The organism is Sphingopyxis sp., assembly GCF_965279755.1.
Lineage (GTDB): Bacteria > Pseudomonadota > Alphaproteobacteria > Sphingomonadales > Sphingomonadaceae > Sphingopyxis.
Genome location: NZ_OZ257261.1, coordinates 1,944,200 through 1,969,476, shown reverse-complemented (window position 1 = coordinate 1,969,476; position 25,277 = coordinate 1,944,200). Strand labels below are relative to the sequence as shown.

At 65.0% G+C, this 25,277-nt stretch carries 22 protein-coding genes; 8 read left to right on the top strand and 14 right to left on the bottom strand.

Features of this window, described 5'->3' with window-relative positions; all coding sequences use genetic code 11:
* Positions 1-9: 9 nt before the first annotated feature.
* The 3 genes from lnt to trmB all read left to right on the top strand — a co-directional run bounded on the left by lnt (position 10) and on the right by trmB (position 3,711).
* Positions 10-1,629, top strand: a complete 1,620-nt coding sequence (gene lnt / locus ACQY80_RS09600) for an apolipoprotein N-acyltransferase (RefSeq protein WP_428678610.1) — start codon at positions 10-12, stop codon at positions 1,627-1,629.
* Between the two features lie 52 nt (positions 1,630-1,681).
* The gene (gene metK / locus ACQY80_RS09595; RefSeq protein WP_428678607.1) at positions 1,682-2,908 is read left to right on the top strand and encodes a methionine adenosyltransferase; all 1,227 of its coding nucleotides are present in this window, start codon (positions 1,682-1,684) and stop codon (positions 2,906-2,908) included.
* Between the two features lie 71 nt (positions 2,909-2,979).
* A complete protein-coding gene (gene trmB / locus ACQY80_RS09590) occupies positions 2,980-3,711 on the top strand; it encodes a tRNA (guanine(46)-N(7))-methyltransferase TrmB (protein WP_428678605.1) in 732 nt (243 codons plus the stop codon).
* A gap of 12 nt (positions 3,712-3,723) precedes the next feature.
* Here the strand turns inward: trmB and ACQY80_RS09585 are convergent, their stop codons facing one another.
* From ACQY80_RS09585 to ACQY80_RS09550, 8 genes are all read right to left on the bottom strand, one after another.
* Positions 3,724-4,902, bottom strand: a complete 1,179-nt coding sequence (locus ACQY80_RS09585) for a dipeptidase (RefSeq protein WP_428678602.1) — start codon at positions 4,900-4,902, stop codon at positions 3,724-3,726.
* Complete coding sequence (locus ACQY80_RS09580) at positions 4,899-6,476, bottom strand: serine hydrolase (protein WP_428678599.1); 1,578 nt, start codon at positions 6,474-6,476, stop codon at positions 4,899-4,901. Before ACQY80_RS09580 ends, ACQY80_RS09585 begins: the two co-directional genes overlap by 4 nt.
* Positions 6,473-7,627 carry a YkvI family membrane protein gene (locus tag ACQY80_RS09575; protein WP_428678597.1) on the bottom strand — a complete coding sequence of 385 codons (1,155 nt, stop codon included), beginning with the start codon at positions 7,625-7,627 and terminating at the stop codon, positions 6,473-6,475. Before ACQY80_RS09575 ends, ACQY80_RS09580 begins: the two co-directional genes overlap by 4 nt.
* Entirely contained in the window at positions 7,624-8,664 is a 1,041-nt protein-coding gene (locus tag ACQY80_RS09570) for a DUF1611 domain-containing protein (RefSeq protein ID WP_428678594.1), read from the bottom strand. Before ACQY80_RS09570 ends, ACQY80_RS09575 begins: the two co-directional genes overlap by 4 nt.
* A 20-nt stretch (positions 8,665-8,684) precedes the next feature.
* Positions 8,685-10,835, bottom strand: coding sequence for a TonB-dependent receptor (locus ACQY80_RS09565; RefSeq protein ID WP_428678592.1), 2,151 nt, complete (start codon positions 10,833-10,835; stop codon positions 8,685-8,687).
* 34 nt (positions 10,836-10,869) lie between these two features.
* On the bottom strand, positions 10,870-12,012 hold the full coding sequence (locus tag ACQY80_RS09560; RefSeq protein ID WP_428678589.1) for a dipeptidase: 1,143 nt from the start codon (positions 12,010-12,012) through the stop codon (positions 10,870-10,872).
* A gap of 83 nt (positions 12,013-12,095) precedes the next feature.
* Positions 12,096-13,103: a dipeptide epimerase gene (locus ACQY80_RS09555; RefSeq protein WP_428678586.1), complete on the bottom strand. Its 1,008-nt coding sequence runs from the start codon at positions 13,101-13,103 to the stop codon at positions 12,096-12,098.
* Positions 13,103-15,079 (bottom strand): serine hydrolase domain-containing protein, encoded by a 1,977-nt coding sequence (locus ACQY80_RS09550; protein WP_428678584.1) that lies wholly within the window; start codon positions 15,077-15,079, stop codon positions 13,103-13,105. Before ACQY80_RS09550 ends, ACQY80_RS09555 begins: the two co-directional genes overlap by 1 nt.
* Before the next feature lie 139 nt (positions 15,080-15,218).
* Here ACQY80_RS09550 and ACQY80_RS09545 point away from each other — a divergent pair, with 139 nt between their 5' ends.
* Together ACQY80_RS09545 and ACQY80_RS09540 are read left to right on the top strand one after the other, a co-directional pair.
* Positions 15,219-15,842 carry a helix-turn-helix domain-containing protein gene (locus ACQY80_RS09545; protein ID WP_428678581.1) on the top strand — a complete coding sequence of 208 codons (624 nt, stop codon included), beginning with the start codon at positions 15,219-15,221 and terminating at the stop codon, positions 15,840-15,842.
* Positions 15,843-15,870: 28 nt separating this feature from the next.
* Positions 15,871-17,556, top strand: a complete 1,686-nt coding sequence (locus ACQY80_RS09540; RefSeq protein WP_428678578.1) for an N-acyl-D-amino-acid deacylase family protein — start codon at positions 15,871-15,873, stop codon at positions 17,554-17,556.
* A gap of 111 nt (positions 17,557-17,667) precedes the next feature.
* On the opposite strand, the gene ACQY80_RS09535 is transcribed toward ACQY80_RS09540, so the two are convergent.
* Positions 17,668-18,003: a hypothetical protein gene (locus tag ACQY80_RS09535; RefSeq protein WP_428678575.1), complete on the bottom strand. Its 336-nt coding sequence runs from the start codon at positions 18,001-18,003 to the stop codon at positions 17,668-17,670.
* An 83-nt stretch (positions 18,004-18,086) separates the two neighbouring features.
* Between ACQY80_RS09535 and ACQY80_RS09530 the strand changes: the two genes are divergently transcribed.
* Positions 18,087-19,013 carry a LysR family transcriptional regulator gene (locus ACQY80_RS09530; RefSeq protein ID WP_428678572.1) on the top strand — a complete coding sequence of 309 codons (927 nt, stop codon included), beginning with the start codon at positions 18,087-18,089 and terminating at the stop codon, positions 19,011-19,013.
* A 115-nt stretch (positions 19,014-19,128) separates the two neighbouring features.
* Positions 19,129-19,899, top strand: a complete 771-nt coding sequence (locus tag ACQY80_RS09525; RefSeq protein WP_428678569.1) for a sulfite exporter TauE/SafE family protein — start codon at positions 19,129-19,131, stop codon at positions 19,897-19,899.
* A 3-nt stretch (positions 19,900-19,902) separates the two neighbouring features.
* Here the strand turns inward: ACQY80_RS09525 and ACQY80_RS09520 are convergent, their stop codons facing one another.
* The gene (locus ACQY80_RS09520; protein WP_428678566.1) at positions 19,903-20,454 is read right to left on the bottom strand and encodes a hypothetical protein; all 552 of its coding nucleotides are present in this window, start codon (positions 20,452-20,454) and stop codon (positions 19,903-19,905) included.
* A gap of 188 nt (positions 20,455-20,642) precedes the next feature.
* On the opposite strand from ACQY80_RS09520, the gene ACQY80_RS09515 reads away from it, so the two are divergent.
* Positions 20,643-21,779 carry a beta-ketoacyl-ACP synthase III gene (locus ACQY80_RS09515; RefSeq protein WP_428678563.1) on the top strand — a complete coding sequence of 379 codons (1,137 nt, stop codon included), beginning with the start codon at positions 20,643-20,645 and terminating at the stop codon, positions 21,777-21,779.
* A 110-nt stretch (positions 21,780-21,889) separates the two neighbouring features.
* Here ACQY80_RS09515 and ACQY80_RS09510 read toward each other — a convergent pair whose 3' ends face one another.
* The 4 genes from ACQY80_RS09510 to hisH form a co-directional block, all read right to left on the bottom strand.
* Positions 21,890-22,972, bottom strand: coding sequence for a calcium:proton antiporter (locus ACQY80_RS09510; protein WP_428678560.1), 1,083 nt, complete (start codon positions 22,970-22,972; stop codon positions 21,890-21,892).
* 206 nt (positions 22,973-23,178) lie between these two features.
* The gene (hisF, locus tag ACQY80_RS09505; RefSeq protein WP_428678558.1) at positions 23,179-23,943 is read right to left on the bottom strand and encodes an imidazole glycerol phosphate synthase subunit HisF; all 765 of its coding nucleotides are present in this window, start codon (positions 23,941-23,943) and stop codon (positions 23,179-23,181) included.
* A complete protein-coding gene (gene hisA / locus ACQY80_RS09500; protein WP_428678555.1) occupies positions 23,940-24,674 on the bottom strand; it encodes a 1-(5-phosphoribosyl)-5-[(5-phosphoribosylamino)methylideneamino]imidazole-4-carboxamide isomerase in 735 nt (244 codons plus the stop codon). Before hisA ends, hisF begins: the two co-directional genes overlap by 4 nt.
* Positions 24,662-25,270 (bottom strand): imidazole glycerol phosphate synthase subunit HisH, encoded by a 609-nt coding sequence (gene hisH, locus ACQY80_RS09495; RefSeq protein ID WP_428678553.1) that lies wholly within the window; start codon positions 25,268-25,270, stop codon positions 24,662-24,664. Before hisH ends, hisA begins: the two co-directional genes overlap by 13 nt.
* Positions 25,271-25,277: the final 7 nt, after the last annotated feature.

Below are 25,277 nucleotides of genomic sequence, written 5' to 3'. Positions count from 1 at the left end.
GCTGCGCGCGTGACCGCGATCTCCTCCCGCATCGCCGCTTTCGCCGACCGCTGGCCAAAGCTCCTCGCCCTGTTGCTCGGCGCCGTATCGGCGACAGGGTTCGCACCGCTGAACCTGTGGCCGCTGACCCTGCTCGCCTTCGCCGGCTGGATGCTGCTCGTGGCTCGCAGTCCGCGCAAACGCAGCGCCTTCGGGGTCGGCTGGGCGTTCGGCGTCGGCCACTTCACGATCGGCCTCAACTGGATCGCGACCGCCTTTACCTATCAGGCCGCGATGCCCGCGTGGCTCGGCTGGGTCGCGGTCGTGCTGCTCGCGCTCTACCTTGCGGTCTATCCGGCGCTGGCGGCGCTCGGGGCGTGGCTGGTGCGGCGGCTCGGCCCGCCGCGAACGGAACTGACGCTTTCGTTCGTGCTCGCTTTTGCCGCGCTCTGGACGCTGACCGAATGGCTGCGAAGCTGGGTTTTCACCGGCTTTGCGTGGAATCCGCTTGTCGCAACGATCGGCGACTTTTTCGGCCTGCTGCGTCTGATCGGCACCTATGGTGGATCGGCTACGGTCATTCTCGCGGCCGGCTATGTCCCTTGGGTCATGCAATCGCGCGTTAATGACCCCGGTCTCAGCACCGCCCCGAGTCCGCGCTCGCAGCTTTTGCACCAACTCGGGGCGGGCGCGGCGATCGCCGGATTCCTGGGTCTGCTCTATCTGCTGCCGAACGGCTCGACATCGACTCCCACGGCGAGCAATATCGCTATCACCGTCGTCCAGCCCAATGTCGGGCAGCAGGACAAATGGGAGGGTGACAAGGCCGAAGCCAATTTCGCCAAGCTCGCGCGGCTGACCACACCGAAAAACGACACCCCGCGCCTGATCCTCTGGCCCGAGGCGGCGATTCCCGACTATCTCGAAACGGGGTATCCGGCCGTCTATTACGACCGCTCGCCCGCGGAAGCGCGCGGACGGCTGACCAGTCTGATGAACCCGGGCGACCTGATGCTGCTTGGCGCACTCAAGCTGGAGTTCGCTTCCGACGGCGAAGCGATCGGCGCGCGTAATGCGGTGATGACCGTCCATGCCGACGGCACGCTCGGCCCGCGTTACGACAAGGCGCATCTTGTCCCCTATGGCGAATATCTGCCGATGCGGCCGATCCTGTCGGCGATCGGCCTGTCGCGCCTCGCCCCCGGCGATCTCGACTTCTGGCCCGGCCCCGGCCCGCACACACTCGACCTTGGCGCCTTCGGCAAGGCGGGCCTGCAGATCTGCTACGAGATCATCTTTTCGGGGCAGGTCGTCGACCGCACGCATCGTCCCGATTTCATCTTCAACCCATCGAACGACGCCTGGTTCGGTGGCTGGGGTCCGCCGCAGCATCTGGCGCAGGCGCGGCTCCGCGCGATCGAGGAAGGGCTGCCCGTCATCCGCGCGACGCCGACCGGGATCAGCGCCGTGATCGACGCCAACGGCCGCATCCTCGACTCGCTGCCGATGCACCAGGCGGGGCGCATCGACGCCTTCGTTCCCAAGGCGCATGCCCCGACACCCTTCGCGCGCTATGGGAACCTTCTGCCCGTCGGATTTGCGCTGTTATTGCTCGCAGCCGCCATTGCATTCCGGCGGCGCGGACGCTAACAGCGCCCACACATAAACTTTTCTTTATATTCGATTCACGAAAAGGCCCCCCATGCGCAACAGCTTCCTCTTCACGTCCGAAAGCGTTTCCGAAGGCCACCCCGACAAGGTCGCCGACCAGATTTCGGATTCGATCGTCGACCTGTTCCTGTCGAAAGATCCGGAAGCGCGCGTCGCATGCGAAACGCTGACCACGACGCAGCTTGTCGTGCTCGCCGGCGAAATCCGCTGCAAGGGCGTGTTCGAGAATGACGAATGGGCGCCCGGCGCACTCGAGGAGATCGAAGCGACGGTCCGCAACACGGTCAAGGAAATCGGCTATGAACAGTCGGGCTTCCACTGGAACGAATTCCGCTTCGAAAACAACCTGCACGGCCAGTCGGCCCACATCGCGCAGGGCGTGGACGAAGGCGCCGACAAGGACGAAGGCGCCGGCGACCAGGGTATCATGTTCGGCTATGCGTCGGACGAGACCCCCGACCTGATGCCCGCGACGCTCGATTACAGCCACAAGATCCTCGAGCGCATGGCCGCCGACCGCAAGGCAGGTACCGCGCCCTTCCTCGAACCCGATGCGAAGAGCCAGGTCACGCTGCGCTACGCCAACGAGCGTCCGGTCGAGGCCACCGCGATCGTTGTGTCGACCCAGCATGCGCCGGGTTATTTCTTCCACGGCGGCGAAGGCGACGAAGCGAAATATCAGGAGCTGCGCAAATATGTGCTCGGCGTGATCGCCGACGTGCTGCCCGCCGAGCTGCTGACCGCGAACACCGTCTATCACATCAACCCGACCGGCCGTTTCGAGATCGGCGGACCCGACGGTGACGCCGGCCTGACCGGCCGCAAGATCATCGTCGATACTTACGGCGGCGCCAGCCCGCACGGCGGCGGCGCGTTCAGCGGCAAGGATCCGACGAAAGTCGATCGTTCGGCCGCCTATGTCACGCGCTACCTTGCCAAGAACATCGTCGCCGCAGGCCTGGCGCGCCGCTGCACGATCCAGCTCAGCTACGCGATCGGCGTTGCCGAGCCGCTGTCGATCTATGTCGACCTGCACGGCACCGCCGCCGAGGGTGTGAGCGAAGCCGCGATCGAGCTGGCGATCCCTCAGCTTGTCCGCCTGACGCCGAAGGGCATCCGCACCCACCTCGGCCTCAACAAGCCGATCTACAAGCAGACCGCCGCCTATGGCCATTTCGGCCGCACCGCGACAGGCGACGCCTTCCCGTGGGAACGCACCGACCTCACCGACAAGCTGAAGGCGGCCGTCGCCGGCTGATATACCCCGCCTCCGCTTGCCGGAGGCGGAGCGGCTTGCCCGCGTCCGGCCACCCGGCTAGGGCGCGCGGCATGACGGCTTACAAATCAGGCGATCCGACGACACTCAACCGGCTCTATGGCCGCGCGAAGGGCAAGCCCCTGCGCGCGGGCCAGCAGGATCTGGTCGACACGCTGCTGCCGCAGATCGCGGTTCCGGCCGAAGGGCCGGTGACGGCACAGCTCCTGTTCGGATATGACCGGCCGCTGCATTTCGAGATCGGCTTCGGCGGCGGCGAGCATATGGCGGGACGCGCCGACATGCTGCCCGATCATGGCTTTATCGGCGCCGAACCCTTCCTCAACGGCGTCGCGCAGGCGCTCGTCCATGTCAGCGGCGATCCGCATCTGGAAGGGAAAGGCGGCGCGCATCCGCCGCTCGGCAATGTCCGCATCCATCACGGCGACGCGCTGGAAGTGCTGCGCCGCATTCCCGACGCAGCGCTGAGCTTCGCCTATTTGCTCCACCCCGATCCGTGGCCGAAGGCGCGCCATGCCAAGCGGCGGATGATGAACGACGGCCCCGTCGACCTGATCGCGGCAAAGCTGAAACCCGGCGGCGAATTCCGTTTCGGCACCGACCACCCGATCTATCTCGCCCACGCGCTGATGGTGATGCGGCGTCACCGTCACCAGTTCGAATGGCTGGCCAAGGATGCACGGGATTTCCTCGTCCGCCCCGCCGGTTGGCCCGAGACACGCTACGAAGCCAAGGCCCGGGCGCAGGGGCATGAGGTCTGGTATTTCCGCTACCGGCGCAAGTAAGCCGGCGCGGCGCTATTTCCCCTGCGCCGCGACGACGCGCAGTATATTGCCGCTCCACATCTTCTCGATGTCGGCGTCCGAATAGCCCGCTGCCTTCAGCCGTTCGGTGACCTTGGGCAGCGCCGAAATATCCTCGATCCCTTTGAGGCCGCCGCCGCCATCCCAGTCCGCACCGAAGCAGATATGATCGACGCCGCCGACCTCGATCGCGCGCAGCACCATCTTCATATAGGCTTCGAAATCGGCGGCCCACATCTGCTCGGTCTTGTCGAGTTCGCGCCATTGGCGGGCGAGCTCCGCCTGCGCTTCGGGCGTCATTTCGCCAATCTTCTCATATTCACCGAACAGCTTCGCGCGCGCGGGCGACATGTTCATCTCCGACATATAGATGGTCGAGATGCACATCGCGCCGCCCTTCGCGGCGAGCGCCTTCAGCCGCCCTTCGTCGAGGTTGCGCGGATGATCGTGCGCCGACCGCAGGCTTGAGTGCGACAGCAGGATCGGATATTTCGAAAACTCCAGCAGCTGGTCGAAGGTCGCGTCGGACGAATGGCTCGCGTCGATCACGATGCCGAGGCGGTTCATCTCGGCGACCCATTGCCTGCCCAGCGGGCTAAGGCCGTTCCAGCGCGGCTTGTCGGTGGCGCTGTCGGCGAACTGGTTGTTCTTGCCATGCACGGGGCCGGCGAGGCGCAGGCCCTTGTCATAGAATTCCTTCAGCAGCGACAGATCCTCGCCCAGCGGATAGCTGTTCTCCATCGACTTGAAGGCGATGAGCTTGCCTTCGCGGTTCAGACGCCGCGCATCATCGGCGGTGCGCGCCGCGCCGATCACGCCGCTGTTGCCGGCCACCATCTTGTCGATCAGGTCCGACCGTTTACGCGCATGTGCCAGTGCGGCGGCATAGCCCGCCGGGGTCAGCGGCCCCTGATCGGTGTAGATGGCGAAAAAGCCGCCATCGAGATTGCCATCCTTCATCCGCGGGATGTCGAGCTGCGACAGGTCGGTCGCGAGGTCATGGCGGTCGGCGAAGTTCCAGCCCTGCCGCTCGAAATGGAGCGGAGTATCGAGATGCGTGTCGAGCACGAGCATCCGGCTGTGCAGCGGCGCCTCGGCCACTTTCGGCTTGTCACCGCCGCCCGAACAGGCGGCAAGCATGGTCGCGGCCAGCAGGGCGGCGGCGCGTTTCATTTCTTGTCCTCCACCGGCTTCAGGTCGAGATCCTGATAGTCCCAGCTGAAATCGGCGATCTTGCTGACGGGCTTCAGCGTTACGCCGGTCACCTTGCCATCGGCGTCGAGCGCAAAGGTTACATAGGCAGGCTCGATCGCCGGATCGCCGAAATCTGTGACGAAGCTGTCATATTGCCAATGCTTCAGCCGCCCCGCCATCCGCGGCGTCGAGGTGAAGTCGATCGTCAGCCCTTTCGCATCCTGTCCGATCACGACATCGCCGTACCATGGGTCGCGGTAGCGCCCGGCATAGTCGGCAGGCTTCAGCGACGGGCCGACCTTCGCCGGAGAGGCTTTCGCCTGCTTGAGGAATTCGACCCCGCCGGCAAGCCGCGCCTGATACCAATCTTCCCATTTCTGCGTCCAGCCATAGTCCGGCGACCCGAGATAATGATCGAGCAGCTCATAGGTGAGGCCAAGCAGCATCCCGCTGTCCTCGCTGTTCATCATGATCGCAAAACCGACATTCTTGTCGGGGATCATCACGACGCGGGTGATCGATCCGAACACGCCGCCGCCATGCTGGATGATGCGGTGGCCGCGATAATCCTGCACCTGCCAGCCGAGCGCATAGGCCTGTTGCGTCGGCTGCGCGGGTTTGAGCGCATCGGGCAATTCGCTGATCGGCATCGGCGTTACCGGCGCCCACATTTCCGCTGCCTGCTTCTGGCTGAACAGCTGTTTGCCGTCGGGCAGCGCGCCATACGCGAGCTGGATCTTGAGCCACGCCGCCATATCCTCGGCGCTGAGCGCGAGTCCGCCCGCCGGCGCGCCGTTGCGGCCGAGCTCGTCGCGCTCGTTCAGCGCCTCTGTCGGTCCGATCCCGCGCAGCACGCCCGACAGGCGCGCGTGCGGCCACGACCGGTTGGCGACGGCAAAGCGTTCCTCGCTGTCGCTCGTGGCATTCTTCATGCCGCCGGCACGCAGTACGCGCGCGCGGATGAAATCCTCCCACGTCTGGCCGGTGACCTCTTCGATCAGCTGGCCGGCAACCGCGTAAAGGATGTTGTCATAGGCATAGGCCGAGCGGAAACTCGTCTTGGGCTTGAGATAGGCGACATGCTCGACCGTCTGCTTGCGCGTCAAATGCGTGCGCGGCACGAACATCAGATCGCCCTGCCCAAGGCCGAGCCCGCTGCGATGGACGAGCAGGTCACGGATCGTGATCTCGCGCGTGACCCACGCATCATACATGCGGAACCACGGCATATGCTTGATGACGGGATCGTCCCACGCAATCTTGCCTTCATCGACCAGCACTGCCAGCGCGGCGGCAGTCATCGCCTTGCCGGTCGAGCCGGTCTGGAAAATCGTCTGGGCGTCGATCGGCGCGCTTTCGCCCAGCTTGCGGACGCCCCAGCCGTGCGCAAGCGTCGTCTTGCCATCCTCGACGATCGCGATCGAGACGCCGGGAGCGCCTACCTTTTGCCGCAGCGCCTCGACACTGGTGACGATATCGGCGGGCGGATCGGCCCACGCGGGCGTCGCGGCGGACAGCAGCAGCGACAGGGCGATCAGGCGAACGGCTTTCATGGCAAGGCCTCCATATGGGGAGCGGTGGACGGGCGCAGCAGGCGCCAGGTGCCGAGCGTCAGCAGCGGCACGACGAAGACGGCAAGGAACAGCCAGGCAAGGAAGCGGTATCCGCTGGCAATCAAATCGACGAGGCCGATCTCGCCCGCGACGAACATGCAGCCGGTCAGGATCAGCGCGCCGATGATCGCGCGCGCCTTCGGCGACAGAGGCGGACGCCCGCGGCTTTCGACCGCGCCCGAAATCCGCTCGTTGATCGCATGGATCGCGCCGGCGCCGCTTTCGAGAAGCGCGGCGAAGATCATCACCTGAAACAGCACATGGAACCAAGGCATGTTCATCTGGCGGAGCAGAAAGTCCGACGGCAGGGTCTCGGCCCCGATCGCAGGATAGAAGGCCATCATCGCGACGAAGAAGAGGATCGCGGGGAGCATCGAGAGCGGTCCCGCGAGCAGCCCCGCGACGACCGAATCGCGCTGGCTGGTCAGGTGCCGCAGCACCGGCAGGATCACCACCGCGCCGACGATATTATAGCTGGCATAGGTGATGCCGCCCGCCAGCCAGTTGCCCCCCATCCAGCCACCAGGCGGAGGCGGCGCGTTGGCGAACCCCTGCCCGATCAATCCGCCAAAGCTTGCCAGCGCGAGGACCAGGAACAGGCCATAGACGGTGTAGAGCAGGATCGAGACATATTTGAACATCTGCTCGACAACGCCGGTCCCCCATGCCGTGACCGCGACGATCAGCGCCGCCAGCAACAGCGATCCGGTCCATTCGGGCCAGCCGAAGGTCGCCGCACCGATCGCCCCCGCCGCCGCCCCGAATACCGCGAGGATCAGGACGACGAAGATCAGATAGGCGGCCTCGAACGCGACCCATCCGGGACCGAGCAGCCCGCGAAAGAAGGCGCGATAATCATAGGCGCCGAGCTTGCGGGCGAGCGCGAAGGTAATCGCCGCAACGACGCTCCATATGACCGTCGCAAGCAGCATCGCGGCCAGCCCGCCCCACGGCCCCGACGGCACGAAATATTCGGCGAGCTCGCGCCCGGTCGCATAGCCGCCACCGATGATGACCGCTTTCAAAGCAAAACCGGGCAGCAGGAAGCGCTGGAACCAGCTCGCCCTGCCGCCCGTCTCGCCCACACTCATGCGAGAATAGTTTCGACGAGTGCCTCAAACGCCGCGCCGCCGCGGATCGGGTCGGCGACCGGGAGCCCAAGGCGGTCCCGTTCGGCCGCCATCAGCTTTTCGGCAGCCTCGGCATCGTAGCTCGAGGTGTTGAAGCTTACGCCGCCACAGCGGATCGCGGGATTGGTCCGGCTGCCGAGCCGGATCGTCATGTCGATGACCTCTTCCACCGACGGCAGCGCGAAACTTTCCAGGCCGAGAATCACTTTGCGCGTCGGATCGTGACAGACAATGAAGACATCGGGCTGACTACCGTGCAGCAGACCGAGCGACACCGGAGCATAGGCGGGGTTGAAGATCGAGCCCTGCCCTTCGATCACATCCCAGTGATCGTCTGGGGCGTCGGGGCTGAGCATCTCCGCCGCGCCAGCTTCGAAGTCCGAAACGACCGCGTCCATCGGCATGCCGCCGCCGGCGATCATGATGCCCGTCTGGCCTGTCGCACGGAAATCGGCATCGAGGCCGCGCGCGAGGAAGGCACGGTGCAGCGCCAGCGCCGTATATTTCTTGCCGAGCGCGCAGTCGGTTCCGACGGTGAGCAACCGCTTGCCTGTCCGCTTGCGTCCTGTGCCCACACCGATCGACGGCGGCGGGGTCCGGATGTCGATGAGCCGCCGCCCGGTACGCCGCGCGGCTTCGACAAGCGCGGGAACGCCGGTCAGCTTGGTATGAAGGCCGCTGACGATGTCGAGCCCCACCTCCATCGCCTCGACGAGCACCGCCACCCACGCTTCGCCGATGATACCGCCCTGATTGGCAACGCCGATCACCAGCGACCGCGCCCCGGCGGCGCGCGCTTCGGCCGGCGCCAGTCGCGGGAGTCCCGTCGTAACGGTGCAACCCTCGATCGCCCACTCGCCCGTACAACGATCGCCCGCCCAGTCCGCGAGTCCAAAGGCCGTCTTGGCATAGCTTGGCTCGGTCGTATCGCCGAGGAACAGCAGATAGGGGGACGGCAGGGTCAGACTGTCGGCCAGCCTGCCGATAGGCGCGTTCATCGTGTCCAACTCCCGTTCGCTCAGAAGGCCATGTCGAGTGCAACGCCGATCGTACGCGGCTGCAACGGCGAGATCGCGAGGAAACTCGGCCGGTTGAGCCCGTCGGCCATCGTCGAACGCGCCATCTCGCCCTTGTTGTCGAGAAGGTTACGGGCATAGGCCCGCAGCGTCCAATGATCGTTGAAGGTCAGCGAAGCATTGAGATCGACGGACGTGTAGGGTTTCGCGCGGGCGGTGAGCGGATCGCTCTCGACCAGCGACAGGCGGCTGCCGGCATGGCGAACGCCGGCGCCGACGCTACCCTTGTTACCGCCGAGTTCAAACTCGTAATCGGCGCGCAGCGCGCCGCTGAACTTCGGCACTGCGGGCAGGCGGTCGCCGTCGAGGCCGCTGATTTCGGGCACATCCTCGCTGAGCGTCGCATCGGTATAGCTGCCGGTGGCGGTGATTGTCAGGCCCGGCGCGGGACGGAAAGCGATATTGCCCTCGAAGCCCTTACTGGTCGCCTTGCCGCCATTGGCACCGCCCGACACCCCGCCAAAGGCACGCGTGACCTGAATGTCGGTCCAGTCCATCCAGAAGCCCGCGACATCGACCGTTACCATGCGGTCGGCCAGATCGGCCTTCAGCCCGACTTCATAGTTGGTCATGCGGTCGGCATCGACGCTGGGCGGAACATTGGGAACGATGACGTTCGGGCCGCCGGGGCGATAGCCGGTGGCGACGCGCGCATAGAGCATCCCATCCTCGTTGATGTGGAACTGCGGGCTGACCGAAAAGGTCCACACACTTTCGGCCGAGGTGCCCGGATCATTGGCGGTCGGGACGATCGCACCCGAACTGATCTGGGTGAAGGTCTGCTCGTTGCGCGCCCAGCGAAGGCCCCCGGTGACCTCGAACTGCTCGCTCAGCTTGAAGGTCGCATTACCGAAGACCGCATATTCCTTATAGGTCGCGGGCAGGCCCACGGTCGCCAGCGGATCGAGCGGGGCAATCGGATTGCCCGCCATGTCATACGACCGGACAAGCTGCGCGTTGCTCGTCGTTTCGTCGGTATAAAAGCCGCCGATCATCCATTCGAAGCGCCCACCGCTGGGCGATGCGAGACGCACTTCCTGCGTCCATTTCTTGAGCCCGAGATCGAGCGAGAAAGGCGTGATGCCCGGCGCGATCGCGCCGCCGGTGAGCAGCGGGAACAATACGCCGAAAGCATAGCTCGCATCCTGCACCTGGCGGCTCTGAGTCTTGCTGTAGGTTGTTGCCGACGTCAGCGTCGCCGCGCCGAAATCATAGTCGATCGTTGCCGCATAATAATCGAGATCGATGTCGTAGGATTCGGGAACATAGTTGTTGTAAGAGCGCCCGTCGCCCAGCCGGTTTCCGGAAAGATCAGCGGCGTAAAGCCCATTGCCGTCCGAATCGAGCGACTGCCAGATGCCGGCGAGCTTCACACTGAGCTGCGGTGTCGGCTGCCAGAGCAGAGCGACGCGACCACCGCGCTGCTCATAATCATTCTGGTCCTTGAGCGCGGCATTGTTGACGCTGTCGACCCAGCCCGGCGTCTTGCGCCAAGCGAAGCTTCCTGAAATCGCAAGCGTGTCGGTCGCGATCGGCGCGTTTACGAAAACCTGTCCGCCCCAGCCGAAGCCGTCGCCGCCCTTGATATCAAAGCCTTCGATCCCGGCTCGCACCTTGAACCGACGCGTATCGGGCTGGACGGTGACATATTTGACGAGGCCGCCGATCGAACTCGCGCCATAGAGCGTACCCTGCGGCCCCTTCAGCACCTCGATCCGTTCAAGGTCATAGGGCATGAGGTCGATCGTGAAGGCGCCGGCGCGGTTGTAGAGCGCGCTCGACCCCACGGGCGCGTCGTCGAGATAGATGCCGACGGTCTGGCTGGCGTTGAGCGGCGCGACGCCGCGCAGGGTAATCGTAGTCTGACCCGGCGTACCGCCGTTGCTGACATTCATGCCGGGAACATAACCCGCATAATCGACAAGCGAAGCCGAGCCCTGCTGTTGCAGTTCCTCGCCGCCGACGACGCTGATCGAGATCGGAACGTCCTGCACATTCTGGACGCGCTTCTGCGCGGTAACGACGATCTCGCCGCCGCTTTCGTCCGCGGCCTCGTCGGCCCATGCCGGCGTCGCCGCGACCAGAGCGAGCATGCTTCCTGCAATAAACAACCCATGTTTCATGGTCTTACCCCCAGACTTGGCCGAGCAGGCGGCGGAAATTGCCCCCCAGAACGGCCGTGATGTTTTCATTCGAATAATTGCGCCGGATCAGTTCCTCGGCCAGGTCGAAGACCTTCCGGGGATGATCGAAGCCGTCGATGTCGATCTTGTCGCGAAAGGCATAGCTGCCCTTGTAGCTCGCCTTCAGCGCGGCATATTCCTCCGGCACCATATCGTCATAGCCGTTGAGGTCGGCGTCCGATCCGATGCCTACATGCTCGATCCCGGTCAGCTTCGCGACATGATCGATATGGTCCACCATATGGCCGACGTTGGTCGGGTCGGTCGCGCGGACGAACATGCGGACGCCGGTGATCCCCATCACCCCGCCTTTTGCAGCGACGGCCTTGATTGCCTCGTCGGACTTCGCCCGCGGATGGCCTGCCAGAGCGCGCGCATTGCTGTGGGTGATCGCGATCGGCCCTTTCGCGATGGTGATCGCATCGAGCGTCGTCCGGTCGCCGCAATGCGACACGTCGACGAGCATCTTTTCCTTTTCCATCGCGGCGATGATCGCCGCGCCATAGTCGCTGACCCCGCCGTCGACGCGTTCGGTGCTGCCCGATCCGATCATATTCTGGCTGTTATAGGTGAGCTGCGCGCAACGCAGGCCGAGGCGGCGGAACAGCGCGACATCCTCGACCGCCTCGAACTGGTCGGCGTTCTGGATGCCCATGATGACGGCGCATTTGCCGTCCTTCTTGGCGCGGTCGAGATCGTCCACCGTATCGACGAGCGTGAAGACATGGCTGTTGCGGCCGGCGAAACCCTGCCAGCCGGCCATATATTCGAGCGCCTGAGCCTTGGCGTCGGGGCCGCCGAGCCCGTAGCTGTTGTGAAAGCCGGTGATGCCGCTCGCCCGGAACTCAGCCGCCTCGGCGTCGGTCAGGCGATGCGCGATATAATCGGGCGACATGGTGATCTTCAGCGGCGCGAGCATGTCGATGACGAGTGACGCCGCAACCAGATCGACCGCGCGGCGCGAATAGGCGCGCGCCGGTTCCGCCGCGAAAGCGAAGGCGCCGCGATTGATCATCGGCGCAGACAAAGCGACCCCGACCGCGCCCGCGAGTGCCGCGCGGCGCGTCATCGGGAATGACGACGTCATTCCAGCCTCCCTTTGTGAATATCCCTGAAGCAGGACTATTGTCCTAATCGGAAAATTGTCAACCCGTTTAGGACATCAAATTGTCATGAACCCCAGATTTCGTCGGGGCAGCGTATCATCCCGCCGCGATATTCGACGCCGGGTTCACGGTCGCGCGCAAGGAAGGTCGGCCCGTCGAGGTCGACGATGTCGCAGAGCTGGCCGACGATATAGGAGGGCGCCATCGACAGGCTGGTGCCCATCATATTGCCGACCATCACGTCGAGCCCCAGCTTCTTCGCCTGCCGCGCGATCGCAAGGCCTTCGGTCAGCCCGCCACACTTGTCGAGCTTGATGTTCACAACGTCGAAGCGACCGACGAGCGAGACCGTGTCGGCAAGCGACAGCGCGCTTTCGTCGGCGACGAAGGGCAGCGGCCGCTTCAGCCCGTCGAGGTCGGCTTCGCGCCCGCGCCGGAGCGGCTGTTCGAGTTGCGCGACGCGCGTGTCGACTAGAACCGGAAGCAACGCCTCCAGCGTCTCGCGATCATAGCCCTGGTTCGCATCGACCCCGATCCATGCGTCGGGACGCGCGGTGCGGATCGCGACGACGCGCGCGATGTCGTCGGCCAGATCTCCGGTCAGCTTGACCTTCACCGGGGCCTCGGGGTCGATCGCGAGCGACGCCTTCGCCATATTCGCCGCGCTGTCTGCGCCAAGCGTCAGCGTCGAACGCAGCGCCGCGGGGCGATCGAGCCCCGCCAGCTCCCACACCGGCCGCCCGGCCTGCTTCGCCTCAAGATCCCAGAAGGCGCAGTCGAGCGCGTTGCGCGCGCCGCCCGGCGGCAGCAGCGTCTGCAGATCCTCCCGCGTCGCGCCAGACTCGATCGTGCCCTGCACCCGTTCGGCCTCGGCGAGCATATGGTCGATATCGTCGCCGAGATAATAAACCCCCGCGCCCTCGCCGCGTCCCGCATGCGTGCCGTCCGAAAGCTCGGCGACCAGCAGCGCGGTCTCGGTAAAGACATGACCCGAGATGCGGAAAGGCTGGTGATAGGGAAAACGCTCGACCCGAAGGTCGAGCGTCAGATTCCTTATGCCCTGCGTGGCCATCAATAGACCATCCCGAAGCCATAGAGGTGGAAGGCGAGCGTCACCCAGACGAGCACCAGCGCGGCGAGGATCAGCAGCACCGCGCCCAGCTTCATCGTCCATTTGCGCTTGCCCTGGACGCTGAGCCACAGATGCCATGCGGCGGTTGCCAGCAGACCGAAGGCGGCAACCGGGGTCAGTACGCGGAGCAAGTGGATCAGCCAGTCGAGCGGGCCGCCGATGCTGCCGATATCGGCGGAGAAAGCCGCGATCAGACCGATCCAGCCCGCAACCGCTGCGATCACCAGCCAGGCGAAGACGCGCGACAGGCGGTAGGCGCGGCGTGCCTTGCCCTCGAGCGCGAAGGTCGCGCCGAAATTGCGGCGGACGATCGCGCGCACCGGCCAGGCGAGCGCCGCAAGCACGGTGATGAACAGCGCAAAGATCAGCGCCGGATTGAGCACAGCAGCATTCACCCCGGTCGACGCCGGCTCGAACACCATGAACGGCGATCCGGCATCGAGGCTCCAGCGCACGACCTTGCCGTCCTTGACCTCGGCGGCGAGGCGCTCGCCGCTGTTGGTGTCGCGCCACACAAAGGGTTCGACCTCGACCCAGTCGCGCGCGCCCGCGCTCAGCCCGTCGAGCCCGGGCACGGTGATCTTGCCGTCCTCGGTCAGGCCGACCGTCGGCTGGCCGAGCAGACCGAACAGGCTCATGAAATTGGTGAACGAGCCGCGGCTGCTGACATAATTGCCGACCATCATCTGTGCATGCTGCTTCGCGGTCTTGGCATCGACCTGACCGGTCGGCGCGGGACCGGGCAGATAGCGGTCGGCGAATTTGTGGAACAGCGCGCTGCGGATCGCGCCCGCGGCACCTTCCTTGCCGGCGCTGTTCATCGAGATGAAGACGCCGACATCGGCGTCGGGGAACAGCCACAGATAGGAGTGGAACCAGACCGTATCGCCGCCATGCGCGATCGCGCGGTGACCATTGACCTGCTGTTCATAGAATCCGAGCGCCATGCTGTTGAGCGGACCGACGCCGGGGGCCTTGAAATCATGCATCATCTTCGCGGTTTCGGGCCTCAGCAGCCCTGCGCCGTCATTGAGGTGCGCGATCATGAACTTGCCCATGTCGGCGCCGCTGGCCGACAGGCTTCCCGCCGGGGCGGGGATCACGATTTCAAACGGCCGCGCCTTTTGCGTGACGTCGGGATAGCCCCCCGACATATCGGCGACAAGATTGGCGGGCAGCGGCTGGAGGAAGCTCGCGTGCGTCATGTTCAGCGGCTTGAAGATATGGTTTTCGACGTAGGAGTCGAAGTCCTCGCCGCTGACGCGCTCGACGATGTAGCCCGCGAGAGCGGTCGCATAGTTCGAATAGGCAGGCGTCGTGCCCGGCGCGAAGACACGCTGCGGCAGCGCCAGCGGCATCTGCTTCTTCAGCGTCATCGCCGCCTTCGGATCGTTGCTGATCAGATAGCGGACCGATTCCTCGAAGCCGGCGGTATGCGTCATGATGTTGCGCAGCGTGATCGGCTTGCCCTGATAAGGCGGAATCTTGAAATCGAGATAGCTGTTCACATCCTTGTCGAGGTCGAGCTTGCCCGCCTCGACCTGCTGCATCACCGCGGTCCAGGTGAAGAGCTTCGACACCGATCCTGGCCGAAAAAGCGTGGTCTCGGGCAGGACCGGCTTGCGCTTGGCGACATCCGAAAAGCCATAGCCCTTTTCGAGTAGCACCTGATCGCCGCGCACTACGACGACGACTGCGCCCGGAATCCGCCCGCGTTCGAGCGCATAGGGGAGGAAACCATCGAGAAATGCTTCCAGATCAGCGGGATTGAGCGCGGCGGTATCGACGGGCTCCACCACCGGTACGGGCGCTGCAACACTTTTCTTGGCGGCTGGCACAGGGACCGGCCCCTGCGCCGCGAGCGGCACCGCCGCCAGTGCGGCAAGCCCGATCATGGCCTTGCGGATAAAACGCATCGTTTTCCCCTTTCCCTTGCACATTCGCTGGCTCTTGCGGCGAACGTCGCGACCCCTTACCAAGGGACAACAACTGTTGACCCGGTGGGGACATAATGATCCTGATTAGAAAATTGTCAAATATGGAATGGACATTTTAATGGCAGACCGGGCGAGTCCGCCGACGCTTGGTGCGGTGATGAAGGGAATCCGGGCGCGGAACGGCTGGACCCTCAAGGAAATGAGCGCGAAATCGGGCATTCCCGTATCGACGCTGTCGAAGGTCGAGCATGACCGCCTGACGCTCAGCTACGACAAGCTCCAGCAGCTCAGCCAGCGACTGAAGCTCCGCATGTCGGACCTCTTCGCCGAGGATGAGGAAGACGCGGCGCCGCGCGTGACCGGCCGGCGCAGCATCGCGACGATCGACCGTGCGGCGCGCGTAACCACCGACAATTACGACTATCACTATCTCTGCACCGATCTCCGCCAGAAGCGGATGATCCCGATCCTGACACGCATCCGCGCCCACAGCGCGCGCGAGTTTGGCGAGCTCGTCCACCATCAGGGCGAGGAGTTCATCTATGTCCTCGAAGGACGGATCGAGGTGCACAGCGAATTCTACGACCCCGTCACACTCGAGGTCGGCCAGGGCATCTACATCGATTCGTCGATGGGCCACGCCTATGTCGTCGCTGACGGGTGCGAGGAGGCGCTCGTCCTGGGCGTCTGCTCAAGCGCCGACGACGGGCTGATGGACTCGCTGATGAGCCTGCACGGCTGAATAATCCCGAAAACGACAGGAGACGCGCATGGCATCCGGCCGGACCTTCACCCTCGCCCTGATGCTGCTGTGCAGCGCCGCGCCGGTTGCGGCGGCGGACCCCGCCTATGACGTCGTGATCCGCGGCGGCACGATCTATGACGGATCGGGCAAGGCGCCGGTCGTCGGCGATGTTGCGATCAAGGGCGACCGGATCGTTGCGATCGGCAAGGTAACGGGCAAGGGCCGGACCGAAGTCGCGGCCAGGGGCATGGCGGTCGCCCCGGGCTTCGTCAACATGCTGAGCTGGGCGACCGAATCGCTGATCGCCGACCCGAAGAGCCAGAGCGACATCCGGCAGGGCGTGACGCTGGAAGTGATGGGCGAAGGCTGGTCGATGGGGCCGCTCAACGCCACGATGAAGCGGCAGGAGACCGAGCGTCAGGGCGACATCAAATATCCCATCGAATGGACCAGCCTCGGCGATTATCTCGGCTATCTGGAAAGGCGCGGCGTTTCGACCAATGTCGCAAGCTTTGTCGGCGCGGCGACGGTGCGCGTCCACGAACTGGGCGAAGATGATCTCGATCCGACCCCCGAACAGCTCGGGCGGATGAAACTGCTCGTCCGGCAGGCGATGAACGACGGCGCGCTCGGCGTCGGCAGCTCGATCATCTATGCCCCCGGATCCTATGCCGAAACCGACGAGCTCGTCGCGCTGATGACCGAGGCGGGCAAGTGCGGCGGCATGTATATCAGCCACATGCGGTCCGAAGGCGACCGGATCGAGGACGCTGTCGATGAGTTGATCGAGATCGCGCGCCGGTCGGGCGCGCCGGCCGAAATCTATCACCTCAAAATGGCGGGCCGCAGCAATTGGGGCAAGCTCGACACGATCGTGAAGAAGATCGAGGATGCCCGCGCCGAAGGGCTGAAAATCACCACCGACATGTACACCTATACCGCCGGCGCCACCGGGCTCGACGCCGCGATGCCGACCTGGGTGCAGGCGGGCGGGCTCGAGCAATGGATCGCGCGACTGAAAGACCCCGCTATCCGCGCCCGCGTCGCGGAAGAAATGAAGAAGCCCGGCACCGACTGGGAAAATCTCTATTTCGGCGCCGGCGCCGACAAGATGATCCTGTCGGGCTTCAAGAGCGAGGCGCTGAAACCGCTCACCGGCAAGACGCTGGCCGAAGTCGCGGCCATGCGCGGCAAATCGCCCGAAGAGACCGCGATGGATCTGGTCGTCGAGGACGGGTCGCGTGTCGGCACCGTCTATTTCCTGATGTCCGAAGACAATGTCCGCAGGCAGATCAAGCTGCCGTGGATGAGTTTCGGGTCCGACGCCGCATCGCAGGCGCCCGAGGGCGTCTTCCTGAAATCGGGCGCGCATCCGCGTACCTATGGCAATGTCGCGCGCCTGCTCGGCCGCTATGTCCGCGACGAGAAGCTGATCCCGCTCGAGGAAGCGGTGCGCCGCCTCACCTCGCTGCCCGCAACGAATCTTCGTATCGAAGGCCGCGGCGCGCTGAAGCCGGGCTATTATGCCGATGTCGTGGTGTTCGACCCCGCGACGATCGCCGACCACGCCACTTTCGAGGATCCGCATCGCTATTCGACCGGTGTGCGCGACGTGTTCGTCAACGGGACTGCGGTGCTGCGGGACGGCGACCATACCGGCGCCACGCCCGGCAAGGCCGTGCACGGTCCCGGCTGGAAGCGCTGCACCTGATCCTTGCGAGTCCAAATAAAATGGGGCGACCCTTTATAAGGTGTCGCCCCAGTTTGTGGGGTCCGTCGGGGAGAGGGAGAGGACGGACCGGAGATTAGGTGTCAGTTTGTCTTAGCGCGACGCCATCTGGCTGTCGGTTTCGACTTCGGCGACGCCGGCGAGCTTGAGCGCGGCGCGGAACTGCTTGGCGGCGGCGCGTTCGTTACCGGCTTCGCAAAGCTTCTTGCCGGTCACGACGAAGCGCTTTGCGCTGGCCTGCTTGCCACCTTCGACGCCGTTGGAGGCGGTGTAAGCCTGCTCGGCGAGGCCCGAGCAACGATAGTCGCTGCCGGTCTGGGCATAAGCCGGGGTGGTCGAAGCCATCAGGCCGGTGAAGGCGAGAGCCGAACCCGCGACGATCGCGAAGGCGGCAGGAAAGCGGCGGAAAGCGGAGAGCTGATTGGACATGGGAGAGGTTCCTTTCGTTTCGTTGTGCAACCTTTTTAGGTGCTGTTGCGCAAATAGATAATCCTCTATAATCTGCAAGTGCCTTGAAGCAGGATTTAACAATCCCCCATGGGGCGCTCGACGGGATCGAAGCTTTCCTCCGCGTTGCGGAGAGGCGGAGCTTTTCTGCGGCTGCTGCCGACCTCGGTGTCTCCCCTTCCGCGATCAGCCAGACCATCAAGGCGCTTGAAGCCCGCATCGGCGCGCCGCTTTTCATGCGGACGACGCGCAGCGTCGGCCTGACCCAGGCCGGCGAGATGTTCCTCGAGCGCGCCGCCCCCGCCTATTCGGGGATCGCCGACGCCTATGAGGCCGCACGCAATCTCGGCAACCGGCCCGCCGGGCGGCTGCGCATCAACCTGATGCGCGGCGCGGTGCAGCCACTGTTCGAGCCGATCATCGCGGGCTTTTGCGAAACCTATCCCGAGATCGAGCTGGAAATCTACGCCGACGACGCGCTGTCCGACCTCAGCGCGGGCGGCTTCGACGCCGGCGTGCGGATGGGAGAATCGCTCGACGCCGACGTCATCGCGGTCCGGCTGACCGGTCCCTTCCGCTTCGTCGTCGCCGGCACGCCGGCCTATTTCGAACGCTATGGGCGGCCCGAGACCCCCGAGGACCTGCGAAACCATCGCTGCGTGCGCTTCCGCCTCGCATCGGGCGGACTGATGCCCTGGACGTTCGAGAAGGGGAACCGCGACTTCGACGTCGCGGTGACCGGCCCGGTGATCGTCAACGACTGGATTGCGGCCACCGTCGCGATGCGGAGCGGCATCGCGATGATCATGACCGCCGAGCCCGTCGCCAAGGCAATGGTCGAGGCGGGCGAGGTCGAATTGACCCTCACCGACTATGCCGCCGCGACGTCGGGCCTGTTCCTCTATTATCCGAGCCGGAAGCAGGTCATGCCCAAGCTGCGCGCCTTCATCGACTATGTCCGCGAATTTTTGCCCGACAATGTGACCGGCTAGGCAAAGCCTTTTGGCCGCGGAAACAAATCCCTTCATCGCCAGCAGAAAAATTGGGCTGGCGAATCCCCGAAAAAACCGCCAGCCGGTTCTCTATTAAAATAGTTGGGATGTAGATATGTTCGATCTGGCGGCGCTGGACCCCTCTTCGCTTTTGCCCTTCATCCTGATCGGTTTCGCCGCACAACTCGTCGACGGCGCGCTCGGCATGGCATTCGGCGTCATCTGCAACACCCTGCTCGTCGCGGTGATGGGCGTGCCGCCCGCAACCGCATCGGCGCGGATCCATGTCGTCGAAGTGTTCACGACCGCAGTCTCCGGGATCAGCCACCTGATCCACCGCAACATCGAATGGCCGCTGTTCTGGAAGCTGCTGATTCCGGGGGTCATCGGCGGCGTCCTCGGCGCCTATGTCCTGACATCGCTGCACGCCGACTTCGTAAAGCCGTTCGTGCTCGCCTATCTCGTCGCGATCGGCATCTGGCTGCTGGTGCGCGGCCTGCTTTACCCGCCGAAGGTCCAGAAGCCGACGGTGATCGCGCCGCTCGGCCTTATCGGCGGCTTTCTCGACGCCGCGGGCGGCGGCGGCTGGGGTCCGGTCGTCACCTCGAACCTGCTCGTCCAGGGGGCCGAGCCGCGCAAGGTCGTCGGCACGGTGAACAGCGTCGAATTCTTCCTGACGCTCGCGGTCTCGGCGACCTTCATCTGGAATCTGGGTTTCGCCGACATCGCCGGCGCGACGCTGGGCCTGTTGATCGGCGGCGTCCTCGCCGCACCGGTCGGCGCGTTCATGGCGAAACGCTTCTCGGTGAAGCTGATGCTGACGCTGGTCGGCGTCGTCCTCACCGCGACCAGTGCGTTCGGCCTCTACCGCGCACTATTTGCCTGAACTTCAGTTCGCCGGCTTGGTCTCGTCGACCTTCTCGACCCACTCGGGATAGAAGCTCGGTTCGCGCGCCGACCAGCCCGGCGCGGTCGCGGCCGCTTCGCTGATCGACTGGAGCAGAACCTTGCGCTTGTCGGGATGCAGGTGCGGCAGCGATGCCGCTGCGCAAAAGGCGCCCGGCAGCCACGGCCGCGCATGCGCGCCGAGCAGCCGTTCATAGAGGAAGCGATAGGGCGCAAAGGCGTGGAGGCGGTCCTGCCCCAGATCGAACGCCGACACCGCGATCAGCGGCGCCATGAAATGTTCGAGCGCGTCGAGCCCGCTGTCGTCGGGAATATGTCCGCGAATGTCGTGCAGCCGCTGATAGACGCGCGCCTGAACGCGGATCGCGGTTTCCTCGACCATGTCACGCGACCAGCGGGCGATCGCATCATCGCGTTCGAGCCCGATGTCGAGCGAACGGCGGATATACCGCTGCGTCGCGGCCGGGAAGCCTGCGAATTCCTTGATTTCCGAGATGGACAGGTCGCCTGCGGCCGGTCCTGAACGCGTCGCCATGGTCATGCTCCCGCACGGCGCCCAGGGAGCCATCCCCCCGGAGGCCTGCATCCGACAATCTGCCACAAAAATGGTTAGTGGCAGGTTAACCATGATGTCGGTGATCGTTCACCGGATCGAGGGGCGTTGCACGCCGCGACGAGCGGGCCTAATCAGCGTGTATTCAAACCAGAACACGCAGGACTCGCATGTCGCACGCACCGCAGCCGGTCATTTCCGCAACCGGCCTTTTCACCCCCGCCGAACGCATCTCCAACGAAGAACTTGTCACGAGTTTTAACCAGTATGTTGCGCTGCACAATAGAGAAAATGCAGCGGCGATCTCGGCAGGCGATATCGCCGAACTCGCTGAATCGAGCGTCGAATTTATCGAAAAGGCGAGCGGGATCGGATCGCGTTACGTCGTCGACAAGGCCGGCATCCTCGACCCCGAACATATGGCGCCGCGCATCGCCGAACGCGGCAATGACGAACTGTCGATCCTTGCCGAGATCGGGGTATTGGCCGCAAAGGATGCGCTGGCGCGCGCCGGGCGCGACGCGGGCGACGTCGACGCGGTGCTGTGCGCCGCGTCGAACATGCAGCGCCCCTATCCCGCGATGGCGGTCGAGATTCAGGACGCGCTCGGTATCGACGGCTTCGGCTTCGACATGAATGTCGCCTGCTCGTCGGCGACCTTCGGCATCCAGACCGCCGCCGATTATATCCGCGCCGGCCACGCGAAGAGCGTGCTCGTCGTGAACCCCGAAATCTGTTCGGGGCACCTCAACTGGCGCGACCGCGACAGCCACTTCATCTTCGGAGACGTCGCAACCGCGATTTTGGTCGAGGACAAGGCCATCGCACCCGCCGGACATTGGGACATTCTCGGCACCAAACTGAAGACGCAATTCTCGAACAACATCCGCAACAATTTCGGATTCCTCAACCGTGGCCACGGCGGGATCAACCAGTCGGGCCCGAAGAGCGACAAGCTTTTCGTTCAGGAAGGCCGCAAGGTGTTCAAGGAAGTCGTGCCGTGGGTCGCAAACCTGATCGTCGAGCAGATGGCGGTGCTGAAGCTGGAGGGCGCCGACATGCGCCGCCTGTGGCTGCATCAGGCGAATACGAACATGAACCGCCTGATCGCGCACCGCGTGCTGGGTCACGAAGCGAGCGAGGATGAGAGCCCGACGGTGCTCGACACCTATGGCAACACGTCGAGCGCGGGGTCGATCATCGCCTTCCACCTCAACCATGAGGATATGGTCGCAGGCGATACCGGGCTGATCTGTTCGTTCGGCGCAGGCTATTCGGCGGGAACGGTGTTCGTCCGGAAGTCGTAAAAACAGGCTGTGTACCCCCCGAAGGCGGGGGTCCATCTCCGGATAGTGCTATTTTGAACCGGCAGGAGATGGGTCCCCGCCTTTGCGGGGACACACAACTATAGCTTGGCTCAGGGCACGAAGGTCGTGAACAGGTAGATCGCGAACAGCATCAGGTGGATCACCCCCTGCAGCACGGTCGTGCGGCCGTTCGCGAGCGTCTGCACCGACACGATCAGCGACAGGAAGAGCAGCACGGTCGACTTGGCGTCGAGACCAAGGCTGATAGGCAGGTCGGTGATGATCGACAGGATCGCGACCGCCGGAATGGTGAGGCCGATCGTCGCGAGCGCCGAACCGAGCGCTAGGTTGAGGCTGGTCTGCAGGCGGTCGGCCTTTGCCGCACGCACCGCCGCGAGCCCCTCCGGCGCGAGGATCAGCGCGGCGATCAGCACGCCGAGGACGGCCGGCGGCGCGCCCCATTCGGCGAGCAGCGCGCCCATCACGGGCGACAAATTCTTTGCGAGCAGCACCACCGCAAACAGGCTGGCCAGCAGCAGCGCGCCCGAGGTCGCAGTGCGCTTGATGCTCGGCGGTGCGGCATGGGCGTCAGGCTCGTCATGCTCCTCGCCATCGGGAAGGAAATAGTCGCGGTGGCGCACCGTCTGCACCAGCGCGAAGGTCGCATAGAGGATCAGCGACACCGCCGCGACGAACCCGAGCTGCGTCGCCGAATAGAAGGGCCCCGGAACGCTCGACGTGAAGTTGGGAAGCACCAGCGTCACGACGGTCAGCACGGTCAGGGTCGCGAGTGCCGCGCCGATGCCGGTGCGCTGGAAGCGCTGTTCATGATGGCGGATGCTGCCCGCAAGCAGACAGAGGCCCATCAAGAGGTTCAGAATTACCATCACCGCGGCGAACACCGTATCGCGCGCGAGCGTCTGCGCCTTTTCGGGTTCGGCCTGCATCAGCGTCAGGATCAGACCGACCTCGATCACCGTCACCGCGAGCGCGAGGATCAGCGTCCCGAACGGCTCGCCGACACGGTGCGCGATCACCTCGGCATGGTGGACCGCCGCGACGACGGCGCCCATCAGGATGACCGCGACGAGCCAGGCGTTGAGCGGCATCGCGAAGCTCGCCATCGCGGCGACAAAGCCGAGGATCGGGAACAGGTCGTTGGTGCGGTCGGCGAGACGGAGTTTGGAAGTCATAAGGCTTCTATTGCAGCCCCCTCCCCCCATGGCCACCCCTCAACCGGCAGAAATCCAGAAACCCTCCCCCTTGATGGGGGAGGCAGCGAGACTTGCCAGCTTGCTGGCTTAGTCGCAGCGGTGCGGGTGTGGTTGCGGTCCGGGCCGACGGTGCGATAACGCGGCATCACCCTCATCCAACTTCGCCCATCAAGGGAGAAGAAAATTCAGTGCGCTCGCACCGGCAATCCGGCGGCGGCGAGCCGCGCGTGCGCTTCGGCGACCGTTGCTTCGCCGAAGTGAAAGATGCTGGCCGCGAGCACCGCGCTCGCGCCGCCCTCGATCACCCCGGCGACGAGATGGTCGAGATTGCCGACGCCGCCGCTGGCGATCACCGGCACGCTGACGGCGTCGGCGATCGCGCGGATCAGCGCGAGGTCGTAGCCATCCTTCGTGCCGTCGCGGTCCATGCTGGTGACGAGCAACTCGCCCGCGCCGAGGGTGGCGAGCCGGACAGCATGGCCAAGCGCATCGATCCCGGTCGGCTTGCGGCCGCCGTGGGTGAAGATTTCCCACCGCCCGTCTTCAACGCGGCGCGCGTCGATGCTGCCGACCGCGCACTGGCTGCCGAAACGGTCGGCGATGTCGGCGACGAGTTCGGGCCGCGCGACCGCGGCGCTGTTCACTGCAACCTTGTCGGCACCCGCGAGCAGCAGCGCGCGCGCATCCTCGGCGCTGCGCACGCCGCCGCCGACAGTCAGCGGCATGAAACAGACCTCGGCGGTGCGGCTGACCATGTCGAGCAAGGTGCCGCGCCCCTGATGGCTGGCGCTGATATCGAGAAAGCAAAGCTCGTCGGCGCCGGCCGCGTCATAGGCGCGCGCGGCCTCGACCGGGTCGCCCGCGTCGCGCAGGTCGACGAAATTGACCCCCTTCACGACCCGCCCGTCGGCGACGTCGAGGCAGGGAATGACGCGGACGCGGACGGTCATGCCGCCCCCGCCGCGATGGCCTCGGCCAGATCGAGCCGGCCGTCATAGAGCGCACGGCCCGTGATCACGCCTTCGATGCCGTTCGCAACGTGCGGGCGCAGCGCGTGGATGTCGCCCAAGTCGGCAACGCCGCCCGATGCGATCACCGGAATATCGACCGTCTGCGCCAGCGCCACGGTCGCCTCGACGTTGCAGCCCTTGAGCAACCCGTCGCGGCCGACGTCGGTGAAGAGCAGAGCGGCAACACCCGCATCCTCGAAACGGCGCGCGAGATCCTCGACCCGAACGTCCGACACATCGGCCCAGCCCTCGGTCGCGACCATGCCGTCGCGGGCATCGACGCCGACGACGATCCGGCCGGGCAAATCGCGCGCGGCGGACTTCACGAATTCGGGATCCTTCAGCGCCGCGGTGCCGATGATGACGCGCTCGACGCCGAGCGCCAGCCAGCGGTCAACGCCCGCGCGGTCGCGGATACCGCCGCCGACCTGCACCTTGCCGGGGAAGGCCGCGATGATGCTTTCGGCTGCCGCGCCGTTGACGCTCGCACCCGCAAAGGCACCGTCGAGATCGACGACATGCAGGTGCGATGCGCCCGCATCGGCGAACAGCCGCGCCTGCGCAGCCGGATCGTCGCCATAGACGGTCGCGCGCGCCATATCGCCCTCGGCAAGCCGCACCACCTGCCCGCCCTTGAGGTCGATCGCAGGGAAGAGGATCAGGGGCGCCATGCGAGAAATCTTTCCAGGGTCGCAAGGCCATAGGCCTGGCTCTTTTCGGGGTGATACTGAACGCCGACGATCGTGTCCTTCGCCACCGCAGCGGTGAAAGCCCCGCCATGGCTGCTGGTCGCGGCGACATCGACCGCATCGGCGAAATGATAGCTGTGCAGATAATAGGCTTCGCCCGCCGCGATCACCGGATGCGCGAAGCCCGGCACGACATCGTTCCAGCCCATGTGCGGAATGCGCAGCCCCGGCGCGGGATCGAAGGCGCGGACAGTACCACCGATCCAGCCCAGTCCCGCGTGCCGACCATGTTCCTCGCCCGCATCGGCGAGCAATTGCATGCCGACGCAGATGCCGAGGAAGGGCGCGCCGTCGCCGCGCACACGCTGGCCCATCGCCTCGATCATCCCGTCGATAGCCGACAGGCCGTTCATGCAGGCGGCGAATGCACCGACGCCGGGCAACACGATACGGTCGGCTTTCGCAACAACGTCGGGATCGGCGGTGACGGCAACATTCTCCGCGCCCGCCGCGACGAGCGCATTATGCACCGAGCGAAGATTGCCCGCGCCATAGTCGATCAGGGCAACAACGCTCATGAACGGC